The organism is Streptococcus mitis (assembly GCF_003942695.1).
In the GTDB taxonomy this organism is placed as follows: domain Bacteria; phylum Bacillota; class Bacilli; order Lactobacillales; family Streptococcaceae; genus Streptococcus; species Streptococcus mitis_BD.
In genome coordinates this window covers 45402-64997 of sequence record NZ_RJNU01000006.1, presented here as the reverse complement: position 1 = coordinate 64997, position 19596 = coordinate 45402, and the positions used below count along the sequence as shown (strand labels likewise).

The 19596-nt window shown below is 38.1% G+C and carries 15 protein-coding genes and 1 tRNA gene; 5 read left to right on the top strand and 11 right to left on the bottom strand.

The window, feature by feature from the left end:
• Window positions 1-113 precede the first annotated feature (113 nt).
• Entirely contained in the window at window positions 114-695 is a 582-nt protein-coding gene (locus D8852_RS05900; protein ID WP_061417287.1) for a xanthine phosphoribosyltransferase, read from the top strand.
• Window positions 695-1957, top strand: a complete 1263-nt coding sequence (locus tag D8852_RS05895; protein ID WP_061417289.1) for a nucleobase:cation symporter-2 family protein — start codon at window positions 695-697, stop codon at window positions 1955-1957. The genes D8852_RS05900 and D8852_RS05895 overlap by 1 nt, the downstream gene beginning before the upstream one ends.
• A gap of 321 nt (window positions 1958-2278) precedes the next feature.
• Here D8852_RS05895 and D8852_RS05890 read toward each other — a convergent pair whose 3' ends face one another.
• Window positions 2279-2533 (bottom strand): DUF3165 family protein, encoded by a 255-nt coding sequence (locus tag D8852_RS05890; RefSeq protein ID WP_000262659.1) that lies wholly within the window; start codon window positions 2531-2533, stop codon window positions 2279-2281.
• Between the two features lie 19 nt (window positions 2534-2552).
• Window positions 2553-4394 carry a translational GTPase TypA gene (typA, locus tag D8852_RS05885; protein WP_125424780.1) on the bottom strand — a complete coding sequence of 614 codons (1842 nt, stop codon included), beginning with the start codon at window positions 4392-4394 and terminating at the stop codon, window positions 2553-2555.
• A 159-nt stretch (window positions 4395-4553) separates the two neighbouring features.
• Between typA and D8852_RS05880 the strand changes: the two genes are divergently transcribed.
• Window positions 4554-5279, top strand: a complete 726-nt coding sequence (locus D8852_RS05880; RefSeq protein WP_125424779.1) for a 16S rRNA pseudouridine(516) synthase — start codon at window positions 4554-4556, stop codon at window positions 5277-5279.
• A 39-nt stretch (window positions 5280-5318) separates the two neighbouring features.
• Here the strand turns inward: D8852_RS05880 and D8852_RS05875 are convergent, their stop codons facing one another.
• From D8852_RS05875 to D8852_RS05865, 3 genes are all read right to left on the bottom strand, one after another.
• Window positions 5319-5546: a DUF4190 domain-containing protein gene (locus D8852_RS05875; RefSeq protein ID WP_125424778.1), complete on the bottom strand. Its 228-nt coding sequence runs from the start codon at window positions 5544-5546 to the stop codon at window positions 5319-5321.
• A gap of 71 nt (window positions 5547-5617) precedes the next feature.
• Window positions 5618-5998 (bottom strand): rhodanese-like domain-containing protein, encoded by a 381-nt coding sequence (locus tag D8852_RS05870; protein WP_125424777.1) that lies wholly within the window; start codon window positions 5996-5998, stop codon window positions 5618-5620.
• A complete protein-coding gene (locus D8852_RS05865; protein ID WP_002874361.1) occupies window positions 5995-6228 on the bottom strand; it encodes a YqgQ family protein in 234 nt (77 codons plus the stop codon). The genes D8852_RS05870 and D8852_RS05865 overlap by 4 nt, the downstream gene beginning before the upstream one ends.
• A 101-nt stretch (window positions 6229-6329) precedes the next feature.
• Between D8852_RS05865 and D8852_RS05860 the strand changes: the two genes are divergently transcribed.
• Window positions 6330-7238 (top strand): LysR family transcriptional regulator, encoded by a 909-nt coding sequence (locus D8852_RS05860; protein WP_001222585.1) that lies wholly within the window; start codon window positions 6330-6332, stop codon window positions 7236-7238.
• Window positions 7239-7295: 57 nt separating this feature from the next.
• Window positions 7296-9095, top strand: a complete 1800-nt coding sequence (locus D8852_RS05855; protein ID WP_125424776.1) for an N-acetylmuramoyl-L-alanine amidase — start codon at window positions 7296-7298, stop codon at window positions 9093-9095.
• A gap of 28 nt (window positions 9096-9123) precedes the next feature.
• On the opposite strand, the gene D8852_RS05850 is transcribed toward D8852_RS05855, so the two are convergent.
• The 6 genes from D8852_RS05850 to D8852_RS05825 all read right to left on the bottom strand — a co-directional run bounded on the left by D8852_RS05850 (window position 9124) and on the right by D8852_RS05825 (window position 19596).
• Window positions 9124-9441, bottom strand: a complete 318-nt coding sequence (locus tag D8852_RS05850) for a hypothetical protein (protein ID WP_049520932.1) — start codon at window positions 9439-9441, stop codon at window positions 9124-9126.
• 225 nt (window positions 9442-9666) lie between these two features.
• Window positions 9667-10536: a DUF6287 domain-containing protein gene (locus tag D8852_RS05845; protein ID WP_049518940.1), complete on the bottom strand. Its 870-nt coding sequence runs from the start codon at window positions 10534-10536 to the stop codon at window positions 9667-9669.
• Window positions 10537-10832: 296 nt separating this feature from the next.
• Window positions 10833-10905 (bottom strand) — tRNA-Thr (locus tag D8852_RS05840).
• Between the two features lie 224 nt (window positions 10906-11129).
• Window positions 11130-17561 (bottom strand): S8 family peptidase, encoded by a 6432-nt coding sequence (locus D8852_RS05835; RefSeq protein WP_125424775.1) that lies wholly within the window; start codon window positions 17559-17561, stop codon window positions 11130-11132.
• Between the two features lie 429 nt (window positions 17562-17990).
• Entirely contained in the window at window positions 17991-18776 is a 786-nt protein-coding gene (locus D8852_RS05830; RefSeq protein WP_049520929.1) for an ABC transporter permease, read from the bottom strand.
• 1 nt (window position 18777) lies between these two features.
• The gene (locus D8852_RS05825; protein ID WP_070569106.1) at window positions 18778-19596 is read right to left on the bottom strand and encodes an ABC transporter permease; all 819 of its coding nucleotides are present in this window, start codon (window positions 19594-19596) and stop codon (window positions 18778-18780) included.

Here is a 19596-nt window from a genome sequence, read left to right as displayed (position 1 = left end):
ATACCTATTTTGAGGGCTTGCTTATCTGTTAAGTAGGTCCTTTTTTCTAGCCCTTTTTAGAGATGATAAAGGCGATAGAAAAACACAAAAGAGTTTAGACTTTAGGAGGTCTTATGAAATTATTAGAAGAGCGCATCCTTGAGGATGGGCATATCTTGGGGGACAACATCCTCAAGGTGGATTCCTTTTTAACCCACCAAGTTGACTTTAGCTTGATGCGAGAGATTGGTAAGGTTTTTGCGGAAAAATTCGCTGCTGCTGGCATTACCAAGGTCGTGACCATTGAAGCTTCAGGGATCGCCCCAGCTGTTTTTACAGCTGAAGCCTTAGACGTTCCCATGATTTTCGCAAAGAAAGCTAAAAACATCACCATGAACGAAGGCATCCTAACTGCTGAAGTCTACTCCTTTACCAAGCAGGTGACCAGCACCGTTTCCATCGCTGGAAAATTCCTCTCACCTGAGGACAAGGTCTTGATTATTGACGATTTCCTAGCAAATGGACAAGCTGCCAAAGGCTTGATCCAAATCATCGAACAGGCCGGAGCTAAAGTCGAAGCCATCGGTATCGTGATTGAAAAATCTTTCCAAGATGGTCGTGATTTGCTTGAAAAAGCTGGCTATCCAGTTCTATCACTCGCTCGTTTGGAACGTTTTGAAAACGGTCAGGTCGTATTTAAGGAGGCAGATCTCTAATGCAAAAACAAGAAAAACACTCGCAAGCAGCCGTTCTTGGCTTGCAGCACTTACTAGCCATGTACTCAGGTTCTATCCTAGTTCCCATCATGATTGCGACAGCTCTTGGCTATTCAGCTGAGCAGTTGACTTACCTAATCTCCACAGATATCTTCATGTGTGGGGTGGCCACCTTCCTCCAACTTCAACTCAATAAATACTTTGGTGTCGGACTACCAGTCGTTCTCGGAGTTGCCTTCCAATCCGTTGCGCCCTTGATTATGATTGGTCAGAGTCACGGTAGTGGTGCTATGTTTGGTGCCCTTATCGTTTCTGGGATTTATGTGGTTCTGATTTCAGGCATTTTCTCAAAAGTAGCCAATCTCTTCCCCTCTATCGTAACAGGATCTGTTATTACCACGATTGGTTTAACCTTGATTCCTGTTGCTATTGGAAATATGGGAAATAATGTTCCAGAGCCAACTGGTCAAAGTCTCTTACTTGCTGCTATCACTGTTCTGATTATCCTCTTGATCAACATCTTTACCAAAGGATTTATCAAGTCTATCTCCATTTTGATTGGTCTGGTTGTTGGAACTGCCATTGCTGCCACTATGGGCTTGGTTGATTTCTCCCCTGTTGCGGCAGCACCGCTTGTCCATGTTCCTACTCCCCTCTACTTTGGGGTGCCAACTTTTGAAATCTCCTCTATTGTCATGATGTGTATCATTGCAACGGTGTCTATGGTTGAATCCACCGGTGTTTATCTGGCCTTGTCTGATATTACCAATGACCCAATCGACAGCACGCGCCTTCGCAACGGTTACCGCGCAGAAGGTTTGGCCGTACTTCTCGGAGGAATTTTTAACACCTTCCCTTACACAGGATTTTCACAAAACGTTGGTTTGGTTAAATTATCAGGTATCAAGACTCGTCTGCCAATCTACTATGCAGCTGGTTTCCTAGTCCTCCTTGGACTCCTTCCTAAGTTTGGAGCCCTAGCTCAAATCATTCCGAGTCCTGTCCTTGGTGGTGCTATGCTGGTTATGTTTGGTTTTGTTTCCCTTCAAGGGATGCAAATCCTCGCCCGCGTTGACTTTGCTAACAATGAACACAACTTCCTTATCGCAGCTGTTTCAATCGCTGCAGGTGTCGGACTCAACAATAGTAATCTCTTCGTCAGCATGCCAACAGCCTTCCAAATGTTCTTCTCAAACGGAATCGTCGTGGCAAGCCTCCTCGCCATTGTCCTCAATGCAGTATTAAATCGGAAAAAGAAATAAAAAAAGAGGTACGAACCTCCAGATTGAAGAAAAGTTCATTTTGGACGATTTCTTCAATCTTTTTCTTTCGGTCCAAAATAAGACTACCCTTGAAAAAGTTGGAATAATAGTCCTTCTGAGAAAATATACGTTAAATCAGAAATTAAATTATTTCCAAAATAATTGTAAGAGTATCCACTTTCTAATAGGTAGCTCAAAAAGTTTTAAAAATCATAAAAACGCATAATATCAGGCATTCAAAAACCTTGATATTATGCGTTTTATCAGGGAAAAATTTGCTAGATTTTCTCCTCAAATTGAGTCATTACCCAGCCTCTTCTATTATCTTCTTTTACCCTTTTTTACAGGCATGAGCGTAATGTCTCTCAAGCTAAAGTAAGCCAGGGCCAGCATGGCGATTGTGACAAAGAATTCTGTCGGTAATTGGAAGATTTGCAAGATGGACAACATCAGCAAAATCAAGAGTGCAACAACTACAAAGACCAAGATAACGATGTTGACTGTTCCTTTAATACTTTGAGGTGTCGCAAATACATAGAGTAGTAATAAGAGTATCCCTATGATTAAATAGACCATCTTTATCTCTTTCTAGCTCTTATTCAGCTGATTTTTTCTTTTTGTTGGCTTTCTCGCGCTCTGCCTTGTTGAGGATTTGTTTACGCAAACGGATAGACTCAGGCGTTACTTCCATGTACTCATCGTCATTCAAGAACTCAAGAGACTCTTCAAGCGTCAAGATACGAGGTGTCTTGATAACCGCTGTTTGGTCCTTGGTTGCAGAACGAACGTTGGTCATTTGTTTGGCCTTAGTGATGTTAACGGTCAAATCGTTTTCACGAGAGTTTTCACCGATAATCATTCCTTCGTAAACCTCAGTACCTGGGTTGACAAAGATGGTTCCACGTTCTTCGATAGACATGATTGAGTATGTTGTTGCCTTACCAGCATCGATGGAAACAAGGGCACCACGATGACGTCCCCCAATTTCACCTGGAATCAATGGCAAGTATTGGTCGAAGGTATGGTTCATGATACCGTAACCACGAGTCATTGACAAGAACTCAGTTGAGTATCCGATCAAACCACGCGCTGGAACAAGGAAGACCAAACGAGTTTGACCATTACCAGTTGAAATCATATCCAACATTTCACCCTTACGTTCAGAGAGGCTTTGGATAACAGATCCTTGGTATTCTTCTGGAGTATCGATTTGAACACGTTCAAATGGCTCACATTTCACACCATCGATTTCTTTTACGATAACTTCTGGACGAGATACTTGAAGTTCATATCCCTCACGGCGCATTGTTTCGATAAGGATTGATAAGTGCAATTCTCCACGTCCTGAAACAGTCCATTTATCTGGTGAATCAGTTGGGTCAACACGAAGGGAAACGTCTGTTTGCAATTCAGCCTGTAAACGTTCTTCCACCTTACGAGAAGTCACCCATTTACCTTCTTTACCAGCAAATGGTGAGTTGTTGACCAAGAAAGTCATTTGAAGAGTTGGCTCATCGATGTGTAGGATTGGAAGAGCTTCAATTGCATCTGTCGGTGTGATGGTTTCACCAACGAAAATATCTTCCATACCAGAAACGGCAATCAAGTCACCCGCTTTTGCTTCTTGGATTTCACGACGTTCCAAACCAAAGAAACCAAAGAGTTTCGTCACACGGAAGTTCTTCGTTGTACCATCTAGTTTAGAAAGAGTAACTTGGTCCCCAACTTTCACACTACCACGGAAGACACGACCGATACCGATACGACCTACGAAGTCATTGTAGTCCAAAAGTGACACTTGGAACTGCAAAGGCTCATCTGAGTTGTCTACTGGAGCTGGGATATGGTCGATAATGGTGTCAAAGATTGGCGCCATTGTTTTTTCTTGATCAGCTGGATCATCTGACAAGGAAGATGTTCCGTTAATCGCTGAAGCATACACCACTGGGAAGTCAAGCTGGTCGTCATCTGCACCAAGTTCGATGAAAAGTTCCAAGACTTCGTCCACTACTTCTGCTGGACGAGCTGATGGTTTGTCGATTTTGTTGACAACCACGATTGGAACAAGATCTTGTTCCAAGGCTTTTTTCAATACGAAACGAGTCTGTGGCATGGTTCCTTCGTAAGCATCTACGACCAAGACAACACCGTCAACCATTTTCATAATACGCTCAACTTCTCCACCGAAGTCCGCGTGTCCTGGTGTGTCCATGATATTGATACGAGTTCCCTTGTAGGCAACGGCTGTATTTTTAGCAAGGATGGTAATTCCACGCTCTTTTTCGATATCGTTTGAGTCCATAGCGCGCTCTGCCAATTCAGTACGTGCATCAAGCGTTTCTGATTGTTTCAATAATTCGTCAACGAGGGTTGTTTTACCGTGGTCAACGTGGGCGATAATCGCAATGTTACGGATATCTTCTCTTAATTTTGTCATGATTTCCTCTAATATTTTAAATTTTTATTTCTAACTGAACAATTATACCACAGTCTCATTCAAAAATCACAGTTCAGCTAAGTGTAAATGTTTTCACTCTGCTTTTCTAGTCAAGGCAACTCTTTTCAAAGTCAGAGACTTATGATAAGATAAGCTGGTATGCGTTTAGATAGATTATTAGCCCAAGAAAAGGTCAGTCGCAAGGCTATGAAACAGGCACTTCTGAAAAAAGAAATCCTAGTAGATGATTGTCCAGCCAACTCCTTCGCTCAAAATGTCGACACTGGATTGCAGAAATTAGTCTTTCAAGGACGGCAAATCCAAGGCTACGAGCACAACTACCTCATGCTTCATAAACCAAATGGAGTCGTTACAGCTAGCAAGGATAAGAACCTACCAACCGTCATGGACCTCCTTCCACCTGACATCCAGTCTGACAAGCTCTATGGTGTCGGCAGATTAGACCGTGATACGACGGGACTGCTGCTTCTGACAGACAATGGGCCTCTTGGTTTTCAGCTCCTTCATCCCCAGTACCATGTCGATAAATCCTATCAAGTGGTGGTCAACGGACTGCTCACACCAAATCATATCCGACAGTTTAAGGAAGGAATCGTCTTTTTAGATGGGACCACTTGCAAACCTGCTCAGCTCGAAATTCTGTCCTCAAGCCCAACAGAGAGCCGGGCCTCCATCACTATCTCTGAGGGCAAATTTCATCAGGTCAAGAAGATGTTTCTCTCAGTCGGTGTCAAGGTGGTCTCTCTCAAACGAGTTCAGTTCGGTGATTTTACATTAGACCCAGAGCTAGCAGAAGGGCAATACCGTCCCTTGAATCCAGAGGAATTGGAAATCATTAAAAACTACTTAGAGAAAAGTGGATAAAAGAAAAAAAGCTTTATATTAAAGCTTTTTGTTTATTGCTTATCTAAAAAATACTGCGACGGCTGCAATCCAGTTAAGAGCAGAAAGAACAATACCTACAATAGATACAATTCTCTCTGTTTTAAAGTCTAAGCCAGATTCTTTTTGAAGTTCATTAGCAAACAATACACCAGTGATACCTAAACCAATACCTCCCAACGGAAACAACAAGCTAAGAATGATAGATAGGATACCCACTAAAAGCGGGTTTTTCTTCTTTTCTTGCATATTCTAAAAACTCCTTAAAATGTTTATTAATTTAGTATATGAGACCGACTTTATCAACTTTTTCCTTGATCTTAGCTAGTCTTGACCTTCCCGTTCCAAGAATCCAATCCATAAGAAAGGATATAAATCTCAGAGAAACCTTGTTTTTTCAGATAAAGTGCTGCATTGGTCACTCGTTGTCCACGTTGGTTTTCGTAGAGAAGGACAGGTTTATCCTTACGAAGGGCTGCAAGGCTTGACTTCAATTGACTTGAAGGAATATTGCGCGCACCAAGAATGTGTTTTCTGTGAAATTCTGCTGCATCACGGACATCAATCAACTGTCCTTTCCGAATCAAGGCTTCAAATTCTGCATTGTCTACAATCTTAGCCGCACGACGAATACGAAGGTAGTTATACCCCATCCAAGCCGCCATCGCTAGTACGATTCCCCACAAAATCCAAATTGTCATAAGTTCTTATCTCCATTTTTCTCTATGTAGTCTAATTCTATCTTGTGCTCTCTACGAAGAACAGCTTCCGCCTCTAGATAGTCTAGCTTGTCCATCAGACCTGCATCATAAATCCGAGAGAGTTCGAGCTTCATCAGTTCAATATCATACAAGCGCTTCCCCACATAGACAATAATGCCAAACTGTTTGAGAAATTGCTGCACATCATAGAATGTTTTCATAGCTTTCATTCTAACAGATTTTAGACTTTTTTTCAATACCAGTTTGGGTCTTTCCTCTCTTCCCTTCATCTTCTTTGCTCATTCTTCACCAAGTGTGGTACAATAAAAGCATGAGAATTCAACAATTACACTATATTATCAAAATCGTCGAAACTGGCTCTATGAATGAAGCAGCCAAGCAACTCTTTATCACCCAACCAAGTCTCTCTAATGCCGTTCGAGACTTGGAAAATGAAATGGGTATTGAAATCTTTATTCGCAATCCCAAGGGTATTACCTTGACCCGTGATGGGATGGAGTTTCTCTCCTACGCTCGTCAAGTTGTCGAGCAAACCCAACTTCTGGAGGAACGCTATAAAAATCCTGTCGCCCACCGCGAACTTTTTAGCGTTTCCTCTCAGCACTATGCCTTTGTAGTCAATGCCTTTGTCTCTCTGCTCAAAAAAAGTGATATGGAAAAATACGAGCTTTTCCTTCGTGAAACTCGGACTTGGGAGATTATCGATGACGTCAAGAACTTCCGTAGCGAGGTCGGTGTCCTCTTTTTAAACAGCTACAACCGCGATGTTTTAACGAAAATGCTAGATGACAATCACCTGCTAGCGCACCACCTCTTTACCGCTCAACCCCATATCTTTGTTAGCAAGACCAACCCTCTAGCTAAAAAAGACAAGGTCAAACTGGCTGATTTGGAAGACTTTCCTTATCTGAGTTATGACCAGGGGACGCACAATTCCTTCTACTTTTCAGAGGAGATTCTTTCACAAGAGCACCATAAGAAATCCATTGTTGTAAGTGACCGCGCCACCCTCTTTAATCTTTTGATTGGTTTGGATGGTTACACCATTGCAACAGGGATTTTGAACAGTAACCTCAACGGAGACAATATCGTTTCCATTCCACTGGACATTGACGACCCGATTGAACTAGTCTATATCCAGCATGAAAAAACCAGCCTGTCTAAGATGGGCGAACGCTTTATCGAGTATCTACTAGAAGAAGTTCAGTTCGATAGTTGATAAACCATCAGACATATTTTATAGTATTTCTTAGAAAATAATGATTGGAGAATATCGTTGAAAAAGTTTATATTGGCAAGTGCTGTTGTCCTTTCAATGGCAGGATTGGCACAAGCACCTATCTACGCAGAGGAAAGCAATGCTAATCCTCCTGCTACCACCGAACAAAGCAACTCTAAGGAAGATAAGAAAGATCTTTCAATTAAAAATGAAGAGGAGGTTGCAACACTTCCAAAAGACAGGGCAAAAGAAGAAGCACCTAAAAAAGAAGGATGGCAGGAAGAAAACAAGCAGTGGCGTTTCTATGAAAACAATCAGCCTGTCCTCAAATGGAAAAAAATTCAAGATAAGTGGTACTATTTTGACAACGATGGAAATCGACTCAGTGATACCATCTTTGATAGCTATGTTCTTAATAAAGACGGGGTCATGATAGAAAATGGCTGGGTAGCTCTTGAGGGTAAATGGTACTACGCCAGTGAGTCTGGAAAAATCATCCAACAAACATGGAAAAAAATCGGAGGAGCTTGGTACTACTTTGACAAGGATGGTGTCATGCTCAGTCAGACAATCGTTGATGGTTATCTCCTTACCAAAAGCGGGGCTATGGCTGAGAATGGCTGGGTGAAGGTTGACCAAAATTGGTATTATGTCACACCATCTGGTAGAATCTCGCAAGACAAATGGGAGAAAGTTAATGGTTCATGGTATTATTTTGACAAGAACGGCGTGATGCTCAGCAAAACGACCGTTGGTGCTTACCTGCTCGGCAGTAGTGGGGCTATGGCGGAAAACTCCTGGGTGAAGATTGATCAAAATTGGTATTACGCTAATGAATATGGGAAATACAGCCAAGACAAATGGGAGAAAATCAAGGGAACTTGGTATGCTTTTGAACAAAATGGAGTCATGCTTTCCAATAAATGGAAAGGAAGCTACTACCTCAAATCTAGTGGAGCCATGGCTGAAAAAGAGTGGATCTTTGACAAGGCCTACAAGAGCTGGTTCTATCTAAAAGCGGATGGCCGTTATGCAAATCAGGAGTGGATTGGAGCATACTACCTCAAGTCAGGTGGTTACATGGCAAAGAGCGAATGGATTTACGATAACTCTGACAAAGCACGCTACTACCTAGATGATAATGGACATTATGTTTCAGGAACTTACAAGATAGACGGTAAGGAACACCTGTTCCAAAAATACGGCCAATGGATTTCTGAAGTTTCGACTGAAGGCGGATTTACAAAAGGCCTATACAGCAATACCATTTTCCTAGATCCTGGGCATGGTGGTCGAGATTCTGGCGCCTTTTACTACAATGTCGCTGAAAAAGATCTCAATATGCAAATCTATCGCAAACTTCGCGCTAAGCTAGAAGAACTAGGCTACAAGGTCCTCACTTCTCGTGATAGTGATATTGATGTTGATTTTGTTACCGAACGTTCTCGTATGGTTAATAAGACCAACTCTGACATCTTTATCAGTATTCACTTCAACGCTACTGGTAATACCTACTCTAAAGCGAGCGGTATTCAAACCTACTCCTATAGCGATGAACCTGATTATCCAAGTAAGATTAATAAATACTGGCACAATCACCCAGATCGTATGAGTGAAAGCAAACGCCTCGCCGCTGCCATCCACTCCTCTCTTCTAGCAGAAACAGGGGCCAAAGACGCTGGTCTGTTGGAGAGCAGCTATGCCGTACTACGCGAAACAGCCAAACCAGCCGTTCTCCTAGAACTTGGTTATATGGATAATTTCTCCGAAAACCAACAAATCAGAGATAGTCACTACCAAGATAAATTGGTCGCAGGCATCGTAAAAGGGATTCAAAAATATTACGCTGGTCAGTAAAAAAGTCTCGAGAAATCTCGAGACTTTTTTATTTATCTTCTTTTTTATCCTTATCAGGAAAGAGGTAGCCAAGTCCTACACAAGCTAGCACACCAGCACCAATTACCAAACCACTAGAAATTGGCAACAGATCAAAAATAGCATTTGCAATGATAAAGGCGATGATCAAGCACATCAGACTAGCCTTGTAATCTTTTTTCAAAAAGTTTTCTAGCGTGAAATAGAGGAACAATCCTACCGGAATGAGTGACCAGAGGTTGACATCCAAACTTGGCCAGCCAACAGATCCGAAATACAATACTAGCGCTGCTGCTACTAAAAATACAAGTCCCAATAATTTTTTCATTTTTTGTCTCCATTTTCTTTTTTTGGTTCTTGAGTTGTCCGATACTGACCCCTCACGCCCCTTACATGAACCATTATAGCAGAGGAATTTTTCAAGAACAAGCCCTTTTGCCTATCTGGTCAATATCTCTGTCTATGTGGTTGAATATTTGTAACAAAAGAAAAAGAAGCACTAATGGGCTTCTTGATTCTGCCGATTGTAACAGTATTTTTGAACGAATACCATCTAGTTTTTCTTTTCCTTTGGCTCTAGAGAAGATTTGATTGATTCACGGTCTGCTTGTAGTTGAGCTAAGTTCTTTTCTGCTTCCTCAAGTTTACTGGTATCTGGTTTCACACGATAATAAACATTTTCTGGTTTCATTAACATAGACCCATAATCTTGTCCTGAAAGTAGTCTTTCCTCAGTATGATTGCTTTTATCCGTAATCTTTCCGTCATCAGCAGGTTGCATAACGACTCCACTTGGCACAGCTACTATTACAAATCCTCCAGCAACAGAATCTTTTACCCATGCACTGATAGACGCTGTCTCAGGGTTACGATTATCTTGTCCTTTTGATACCTTTAATCCAACTACAGATTCGTACTTTTGATCATTTGTAAACCAAGTCGCACGTACTTCTCCAGAATCATTAATAATGTATTCATTACCAGATTGACTACGCCAAGTACCTTCTAAACTAGACAAGTCATTGTTCTTAATTGCTTCAATATCTAATTTTGGAACAGCAGTTTCTTTCTTGAACTTGCTAACAAATGCTTCTGCTTCCGTAATTTTGGTATCTAAAGCAGTCAGTTGATCCTTGAGTTTCTGAATTTCCTCTTGTTTATCCTTATCAGTCTCATCTGTCTTTCCTTGGCTTGTAGACGATTGACTTGTTGACTCTGTAGTTGAAACAGCAGACGATGCTTGATTTGACTCTTTCTTTACAATCAGAAAATATGAGAAAATACTTACCAAGATAAGAGTGACTAAAACAGCGAGTGCTATGCCAATATAGATTTTTATTTTTTTATTTGGAGTCAACTTTGATTCTGACCGCTTACGTCCGTTAATCTCTTCAAATTGTCTTTCCCGTTCTTTCTTATTCATAATTTTCTCCTTTTTGATTTATATTCAGCCAAGTTTGCGAGACTTCATTCGTTACTATCCATGAACTTTTATGACTTTTTAAAAAAATCAAAGCAAAAATTTCTAGAATAATTAACAGCCTATAGTCCTCTAAAACGGAACGAAAACAAGTGCTTATTAAAATATATTATACCACAAAATATAAATTTTAGTTTTAATTTATAAGTAGGAGTTTCTGACGTTAAATAGAACCTATCTCAAACGTTCCACCTTTCCTATATTTACAAAAAAAGAAGCCCGTTTGGACTTCTTGATTCTGCCGATTGCAGGGCTTGAACCTGTGACCTACGCGTTACGAGTGCGTTGCTCTACCAACTGAGCTAAATCGGCGATTACCCTTTTAGTATAGCACTCTGAGAATAGATGTCAAGAAATTTTTATCTCCATTAGAAAAAGCCTGTCCTGAGACAAGGCTTTTACATATATCTCTATTAAATCTCCCATTTTCATAGAAATCTAAATAATATATTTATAAATCAATACTTTCACAAAACTATGTCATCACCTCACTATCTAATCTCAGTACATAAACCATTTTTTCTATAGCTTTTGTCTTAATCTTTATTTTTTCTCTTCAATCCAAGAAAAGCTCCTACTATAAACATGATTCCGGCAGCTAATAGTGTCTGGGCTCCGCTTGCTGTTCCGGTTTTTGGCAACTCATTAGGATTGTTACTAGTTGATTTACTATTGATGTTGGTATTTTTATTAGTTAAGTTTCCTTGTTCATTTAGATAAATGTTCTTGTTAATTTCAAAGTTTTTATCATTTTCATCAGAAACAATACTGTTGACATCATTAGTTGAATTAGATTGTGTTTTTTCTTTCTTTTTCGATACATCAAAAGTAGGTTTATTTTCCTCCTCCTTTTTCTCCTCTATTTTCTTGAATACAGGTTTTATAAAGGTATCTTTTGATAGATTAAGAACATAGCCAGCGTCTTTTTTCCCTTCGAAACCAGAAATTTCCCAACCATCAAATTGGTATCCTTTTTCTAATTCACCCATATAGACAGGTAACATAAAATCTTCTTCCGACACTATCGTTGAACTCATTTCTTTTCCATTTTGAATTGTCACAGTCACCGTATGAGGTTTTAATTCGCTTACCTCTCCCGTATCTTTGTTTAAAATGAATTCTTTTACGGTTGTATTTCTTGCGAAATCTTTTACAACAATCTTAATGTTTAGTGTCTTATCTGTTAGTTGTTTAATATCATCAAATGATTTGTATTCTTTTCCATTAACATAAATATGTTGTTCTTGAATCTCACCATCGAATCCATTATTTCTTTTATCATTGATGTTAAAGACTACAGATTTTCCATTAGCATATTCGATACTAGTATTTCCTTTTGGATCAATCTTTACTTCTGGTTTGACATTATCATATAAAAATTGATAATGTACTCCAACCGCTTTCGCATTCAAATCGCTATAGCCAGTTTGAAGATAAACATTTCCATCCATATCTGTTACCTTATCTGGGAATCCGTTTGCTTTATAGTCTTTCATCCCCCAGTCCATGATGTCACCGTCTTTAACATTAAGCTTAATGTTAAAATCTCTAGTGTTATCAATGTGTAAATCTCCGTAGATTAAATAATTATCTACAACCGATTCATTAACTCTCAACTCCCAGTTAAAACCACCCTTATCAGAAATCTTACCTCTTAAATAAAATTCTGGATTTCGTACATAAATTTTATTAGTTTTAGATGGATTAAAGTAGTTCTTGTCCATTGAAAGATTTACTGGTTTTGCATCAATAAATAACGTAGAGCCATCTTCTTTTATAGCTTCTACATTGGACTTATCCTCTCCTGTGTACTCTTTACCATCCTTACCAAATAATACAAGTTTAGAAGGATCTGTCACAAGATTTCCATCGTTATTGATTGCCTCCCCTTTATCATTCATTTTAAATGTAAACACTTGATACCTTACAATGTTAAAGCCGTCCAAAGCCGACATTAATACTGATTGAGTACTTCTTCCATCTTCAACATTTCTACTATCAGCATAAATTGTTGTTTCTGATAAAACTCTTAGATTAGGATTGGCCTTTTGGATTTTTGCTATATCTTCCTTGTTATAGACTCCATTCCCTTCTAACATATCCGTTTTTCCAGGATTATAGGTAGTCACTTTTAGTGCATAGCCTTTTCTCAGAATGATGTTATCCTTTAATAGATATTGTTGTTTTTCTGAATCAGAATAGATTTTACCAGATTCCATGTCCGTTAAATTATTTGGTTTATTTTTTGAAAGATCTCCTTCTCCTAATTCTATTACATTCCCATAACTTGATGCATACGGATATTCTGCTTTAGTTTCCTTATTTTTTTCAGGCATTCTAATTTTAGTTTCAGCTTTTATCTGACCATCATCTTTGACAAAAAACCTCATATCTCCTGCAAAAGCTAATCCATCCACAATATCATTAATATTAGCGTATAAATCAAATGTCATCGTTTTTGAATGGGAATCATACTTGGTCGTTTTGATTTCTATCGATTTATAGTTATTTCCATAGTATACCTTGGCATTTTTAGAAACATTACTGATCTTTCCAAGAATTTCAAAGTGTCCATCTTTAGATGGGTTTAGAATGCCATAAATTTTTGATTTGATTTCATCAAGTTTTTCAGTTTCATATTCTAAGGCACTACCATCGTCATAAGCAATGATATTTCCCTTATCATCGTATTTATAATCGTATTCCTCTATTCTCTTACCAGTTTCACTTGTAAAGTCATCAACTTCTCTAAATTTCTTTTTAATGAGTTTCTTTAAATCTTTGCTTTCAAAGTCTCTAATTGTTGAAATTGTTTTATGAATAGTCAAGCTAGATTTTTCTTCGGTAGCCTCTTCATTTTCTTGATGATGTTCTACTTCAGTTGTATCTTTTTTAAGACTATCCTCTTTTCTATTTTCTAAATTTTTAAATTTAGATTCGGAAATCTCGCCAAGCTTTTGGTATTTAGATGAATCTTGATCAGGATCTACTAGATAATAGGAAATCATCCCATTTTTATCAGCATGATCAGCAAATTTAATTCTATGAATCTTTGTGAAATTGCTAGAACCGTCTAATGCAATCACTTCAATGATTTTTCCTCTTAAATCTCCTGCACCTTTAATTTCATAAATGGTATTTCCGTCTTTGTCAAGTTTTCTATTTCGTCCTTGACCCTCACCTGCATAAGTGACTTCAAGATTTTTCTCAACCTCTCCATCTTCATTAACAAGAGCGGCCCCAGCATACCAAACTTCGTTGGCAATCTCGTCAAATTTTTCAGGATGTTCTTTTTGATCTCTCGCAAATAGCGTTTCATTCTTATATTGCTCTTTGACCTTGTGATAAGTATCCTTTGTAATTAACTTAATTTTTCCAGGGTTTGAAAAATCAATTGAAACAATCTTTGGAGGGGTGTTATCAATTTTTACAGGAATATAGGAAACCTGCCATGGGTAATCCTTGGTTAATCTATATTTAAATTTATAGAAATATTGGCCTTCCGCAATCGGTTCAAATTGTCCTCGTATCTTAGTAGCAGGATCTTTTTTGTCATTACTTTCTGGGGCATTTTCTTCTCTACCTCTAGGGTTATAAATGAGTCCATCCCATTTCAAGTCACCCCAAACTTTTAGCTTAGAAGATTTAATGCCCTTTGCATCATTTCTTTTAGAGTTTAAAATTCCTTTAATAAAGTGTTCTCTCGAAATGACTTTTAAGTCTTTTTGATTTTCTCCTTCTTTATTTGTATTTACTATTGAAATCACCCCTTCTTCTGCACTTCTTAATACAAGTGGAGAAGGCGTTAATCCTCTCTCAAGTTGAGCATCTTGAGGATTTCCATTTGAATCTAAAGGATAGATTTTAGCAATATTAGAGCCACTTGATGAAGGTGCGTTGATTCCTTCGTTATTGAAAGCAAATAATTCTGGATTTTGATCTAGGGATGTTGTATTTTTATCTTTTCTATTTTGGATAACTCCTGCTGGATTAAATTTATCTATACCATGTTCTCCACCAATCCCCTTATTTAAGGTACCTGGAATTTTTGGTTTACCATCATCATCATAACCTTCCATTGCTTTTGATTTTGATCCTTCTTCCCAGGCCCATTTATCAAGGATTGGTTCGTGGTTCCAATTCCCAGCAAATCCCATTAGAGGCATCGACAAAGAAGGTTGGAAGTTTCTTTTCTTACCGTTGGAGTTTAGAGCTTCCATTTCTTCCACTGACTCAAAATGAATAAATGATTCTACAAATTTATTTTTGTTTTTAGCTTCTCCAACATTTATAACCGCATTTAAATCAAAGCTGGAATTTGGACCTATAGTGAAAGTATCATGCTCAAATGTGATATTTGCTCCTTTGACTTTTTCTGGGTGAATTTCTGGAACAATTTGCTTCCCGTCCGGAGATTTTTCATCTTTATATGTTTCATCGAGTTTTAGCCTATCAGTTAGAGCATCTGTAGTTACAGTTGATGCAGAAACTTTAAAGGTTAAAGGTCTGTTTGAGGTATTGTGAAGCTTAATTGTAAAGTATTTTTTATCACCTTTTATTTCTTTAAGAGAAATGGAACCATATGAATTTACCAAACCTTTAGAATCTGTATTTTTGAAAGTTGCTACAACTTCATTTCTCAAAGCGTTGGCAACATTAATTAGCCCCGCTCCCTGCTGTCTAGGTGATGCAAAGTATTGACTCTTTTCTTTCCAAGAGGTTGCATCCATCATAGGTCTTGCAGTATTTTGTAGAGCTATTTTTGTAAGACTTGTAAGGTCTATTTTGTCATCTCCCTTAAGATTTTTCAAGACAGGTCTTTCAAGCAATTCCTTTAATTTTGGTCGAATCAAAACAGTAGAAGCTGCTACGATTGGAGTTGCCATACTAGTTCCTGACATATAACCATAAGTGGATTTACCATTGATAACATTTAGAGTGGATTTAATATTTTTACCAGGTGCTGAAACATCCGGTTTTAAAAGCAAGTCTGTTCTTGGCCCCCAAGATGTAGACCCTGCTGGGACTATAATATCTTCTTTATAAAGTTCTTTGTCTGTGTCAGCTGCAAATTTAAAGTCAATTTCTTTTTCATCACCTACATTCGGTTTATTAGAATTATAGCTTTCCATATCAATTGGATAGTATTGTTCTAAGTTATCTTTAAAATCTTCCTTATTATTTCTTTTGACTTCAGTTTTTTTATCAGGGTTAATCATGTTCCATAATTTTACACCATCATCTCCTGAAATTGAAAATACTTGACTAGTAGTCCCTTCATCCGCTTCATATCCCATAGCTGGAAGGTCTGTCCAATTATCTCTATTGTAGTAATTTACAGTATTTACAACCATAATGGCACGTGCGCCTTTATCCGTTGCTCTTTTAAAAGCATCTTTTAAATCCTTGGTATAAATTCTATCCATTACTGCAATTTTGCCCTTAAGATCCAAGCCTATCAAATCTTTGTCTTGACCTTTGCCTATATATACAAATTTTAATTTATTTGGAGTTTTTGACCCATCCTCATTTGTTAGGATTTTATTTTTATCGAAAAAAGCTCCTATATTTCTGTATTTAAAACTTTGTCCTCCAATGTTAACCTTATCAAACTCAATGGTTTGATTTTTAGCAGAAGCGACCGCTATCGCATCTTCATGTGCGGCAGTTCGTGTTACATTTCCAGTATCTGTCATTTTCAGATTATTATTGGCTACTAAATCCCAAGAAGAACTTGAAGCAGAAGTCGCAAAATTACCTGTAGCAACAACCATTGGGATTCCAGCTTTTCTTAATGCTCTAATAGCCTCCCAATATTTCTCGCCTACAAGACCTGTTCCCGTAAAGCCAGATGATACCGAAACAACATCGACATTGTGTTTGATCGAATCTTCAATAGCATGAAACATTGTTTCATCACCCGCGAACCCAGATCCTGCGTCAGAGTACATTTTATAAGAGAAAATTTGTGCATTAGGCGCAATTCCATCTATGCCATTAAAGTTCTTGATATCTTTTTCAGTATCATTTCCAGCAAGAATCCCTGCAATATGCATCCCATGTGGGTCAAAATAATCCCTACCATCATCATATTTTTCTACAGTGATTTTACCACCATTATAATAATTGAACGCATGAGGGATTTTATCACTCAACCAATAATTTTTATCAGTGCCTTTTAAATCTTCTTTTTTAAATTTCATTGAGTCTTTGGCATCATCATCGATCCTCATAGCCTTATGCCTATAATCTGTTCCAGTATCGATATTTGAAATGACCATACCTCTACCATCAAAATTTTTCCCAAATGGAGCATTAATAGACTTTAGGTAATCAATAGCTTCCTCAACTCCAATTTCCTTTCTGGCATGATTCATCATTGGTTGGACTTTTTGTGATCGTTCAACCGACGAAACACCTTCCATTTGTTTAATTTTGTCCAAATTATCTGGAGTTGTTTCAATGGCAGCGCCATTAAAAATCGTATTATAGGTATATAAAACTTTTGTATCCTCAAGATTGGATAGTTCCTTAATTACTTTTTCTCCAGATTCTTTATCTTTAAATTCAGCAATATAGACAAGTTTATCTTCTTTTTTAGGATTTTCTGTATCTTTATTTACAAATGAGTTCGCATCATCTCCTTTGGATTGATTGGAGTCTTCTTTGATACTTGCTCCTTCGTTACTAGTTTTTTTGTCTATCTTAGGCTTTCTACTAACAACTTCTTTTTCCTCAATAACTGTTGTCTTCTTCTCCTCAGTATCCTTTGAAGTTTCTATAACATTATGAAGTTCTTCAGATTGTTCATTTTTTTCTGTTTCTTTATCTGCTACTACTTTTTCTTTACCAGAAATTCTTAAAGCATCTTCAGAACTAGGTGCATCTGCTAAAATTACCTCATTGGGGGCATATGCTGCTAAAATAACTGCAGCAGTAGTTAATGACAATACCGTACTTTTTTTCATTATAATTCCTTCATTTTTTATTTTAAACCCAATAGATAGAAAACTTTAACCTTGCTAGCCTTTGTTATAAAAAGTTTTATGACGTATTATCTAGTGGAATAGAGTAGTACATTTATATATAATTGTTAGCTCTCTGAAAAATAGTATATCAATTAAAAAATTTTAAGTCAAGAAAAATTAACACGCATTAATTTTTTTTTTAATGTACATTAAAAAATATAAACCCAAAACTTTCGTAGTTAACTGGGATACATTATCAGCACATTCACACCATCAAAAATAGTAGCAATTAACTGGAATAACTACCAAAATCGCAAAAAGGGGTATGGATAGAATTTATGCCTTAATAAACATGCAAAAACAACCGCTATAATTTTCAACGGTTGTTTGTAACATATTTAATTTTTAACTCTCATCCTATCTTATCTCTTACGAACCCGCACTTTCGTAGGCATCCAAGCCCCTATCCCAGAGTTTTAAAGAAATAACAAAGAAAACAAGGGAAATCAACATCAACCCACCAATGTTAAAGAGCCCGTCTTTGTCCTGCAAGAAATAGCTGGCAGGATAGTAGGCCGTAAAGGCGAAAGGCACGATAAAGCTAATCAACCAACGAAGAAGCGAATTATAAATGGAAATCGGATACTTGGCAAAGTCATTAAACATATAAAAAATGTAAATCATGGCGCCTGACTGCTTGGTCCAAAAAGCGATACTGGCAGTCGCGATTTTCAAGGAAGTATAGATTAAGGTCGCAAAAGGAATGCAGACTAGAAAAATCAGGAATTTTGGAAGAGTCCAAGCAATGCTTGATACTGTTGTCGCTAGTAAAATTCCACCGACCAATAGTTCGCCCAAGGCATCAATCTGAAAGGTCTCAACCAAGATGTGAAAGAGAGGATTGATAGGACGCGTCAGGTACTTGTCAAACTCTCCTTTTCGCACCAAACGTTGCCCCAGAGCCCAGAGATTGTCAAAAAAGAGATGATCTAGTCCCTTGGGAATTAAGGAAAATCCATAGATAAAGGCGATTTCTTGAAAAGTCCAGCCTTCTAAGGAAGGAATGTGTTGAAAGAGCACATTGAGAAACAAGAGGTTCAGGCCTTGAGTCAGAAAAACTCCTAACACGCCCACCACAAAATCGACCTTGTATTCCATGATTTGCTTGATGTATTGTCTGATAAAAATCAAATGCATGCGTTGATATTTTTTCATACTAACCTCCTTGAATAGTGATAAAGGACTGGACTCGTTTCCATATCAACTGAGACAAGCCCACCATCACTATGAGCCAGAAGAACTGTAGCAAAAGCGCCTGAAGAATCTGACTGGCATCGTATTTCCCAACAATGATCATAACTGGAGTATAAATCAAAGATGAAAAAGGCAAGAAGGACAAAATATCAGAAACAATCTTTGGAAAGAAAGCCAAGGGAATCAGACTTCCAGACATAAAGGCCACTATAGAAGTCTTGAGTAGATTGGAACCCCATAGATTTTTAAAGACAAAGGCTGAAAATCCAAAGCAGATATTAAAGAAAAAATTGATCAGGTAGGCTAGGGTTAAGCTAAAGAGATAAAGGATGGTTAATCCCAGTACTTCTACAATTCCTTGCCCAGATAAAATTTTCATCAAGACAATGACACTTAAAAATGGCAGTCCAACAGAGATAAAAATCAACCACTTGGATCCAAGCTCTGTAAAGAGGTAAGAAGCCGCAAAATGCACTGGTCGCAACAAACGCATGATAATGGAACCATCCTTGACCTCCTCCCCAATCATAAAGGAGCTATCTGACCTGGTCAAAAGATTAGTCACAAAACTCATGATGATGTAAAGGGTGATATCTGCCATGCTAAAGCCCTGAATCAAAGACTCTTGCGAGGAATCAAAGACCGCCTTCCAGAGATAGAAAGCCACAAAAGCTCCCATGACATCACCAATCCGATAGAGAATAAAGTTGACTCGATAGCTAATCAACTCCTGAATCCCTGCATTGATAAAGGGTTTATAACGTCTCCACAATTTGACCAT

What these genes read in the sequence shown, in the direction of transcription:
- D8852_RS05900 (WP_061417287.1), top strand. Translation starts at nt 114, where the DNA reads ATGAAATTATTAGAAGAGCGCATCCTTGAGGATGGGCATATCTTGGGG.
- D8852_RS05895 (WP_061417289.1), top strand. Translation starts at nt 695, where the DNA reads ATGCAAAAACAAGAAAAACACTCGCAAGCAGCCGTTCTTGGCTTGCAG.
- D8852_RS05865 (WP_002874361.1), bottom strand. Translation starts at nt 6,228, where the DNA reads ATGAAAGCTATGAAAACATTCTATGATGTGCAGCAATTTCTCAAACAG.
- D8852_RS05845 (WP_049518940.1), bottom strand. Translation starts at nt 10,536, where the DNA reads ATGAATAAGAAAGAACGGGAAAGACAATTTGAAGAGATTAACGGACGT.
- D8852_RS05890 (WP_000262659.1), bottom strand. Translation starts at nt 2,533, where the DNA reads ATGGTCTATTTAATCATAGGGATACTCTTATTACTACTCTATGTATTT.
- D8852_RS05825 (WP_070569106.1), bottom strand. Translation starts at nt 19,596, where the DNA reads ATGGTCAAATTGTGGAGACGTTATAAACCCTTTATCAATGCAGGGATT.
- D8852_RS05830 (WP_049520929.1), bottom strand. Translation starts at nt 18,776, where the DNA reads ATGAAAAAATATCAACGCATGCATTTGATTTTTATCAGACAATACATC.
- D8852_RS05835 (WP_125424775.1), bottom strand. Translation starts at nt 17,561, where the DNA reads ATGAAAAAAAGTACGGTATTGTCATTAACTACTGCTGCAGTTATTTTA.
- D8852_RS05850 (WP_049520932.1), bottom strand. Translation starts at nt 9,441, where the DNA reads ATGAAAAAATTATTGGGACTTGTATTTTTAGTAGCAGCAGCGCTAGTA.
- D8852_RS05875 (WP_125424778.1), bottom strand. Translation starts at nt 5,546, where the DNA reads ATGCAAGAAAAGAAGAAAAACCCGCTTTTAGTGGGTATCCTATCTATC.
- D8852_RS05880 (WP_125424779.1), top strand. Translation starts at nt 4,554, where the DNA reads ATGCGTTTAGATAGATTATTAGCCCAAGAAAAGGTCAGTCGCAAGGCT.
- D8852_RS05860 (WP_001222585.1), top strand. Translation starts at nt 6,330, where the DNA reads ATGAGAATTCAACAATTACACTATATTATCAAAATCGTCGAAACTGGC.
- typA (WP_125424780.1), bottom strand. Translation starts at nt 4,394, where the DNA reads ATGACAAAATTAAGAGAAGATATCCGTAACATTGCGATTATCGCCCAC.
- D8852_RS05870 (WP_125424777.1), bottom strand. Translation starts at nt 5,998, where the DNA reads ATGACAATTTGGATTTTGTGGGGAATCGTACTAGCGATGGCGGCTTGG.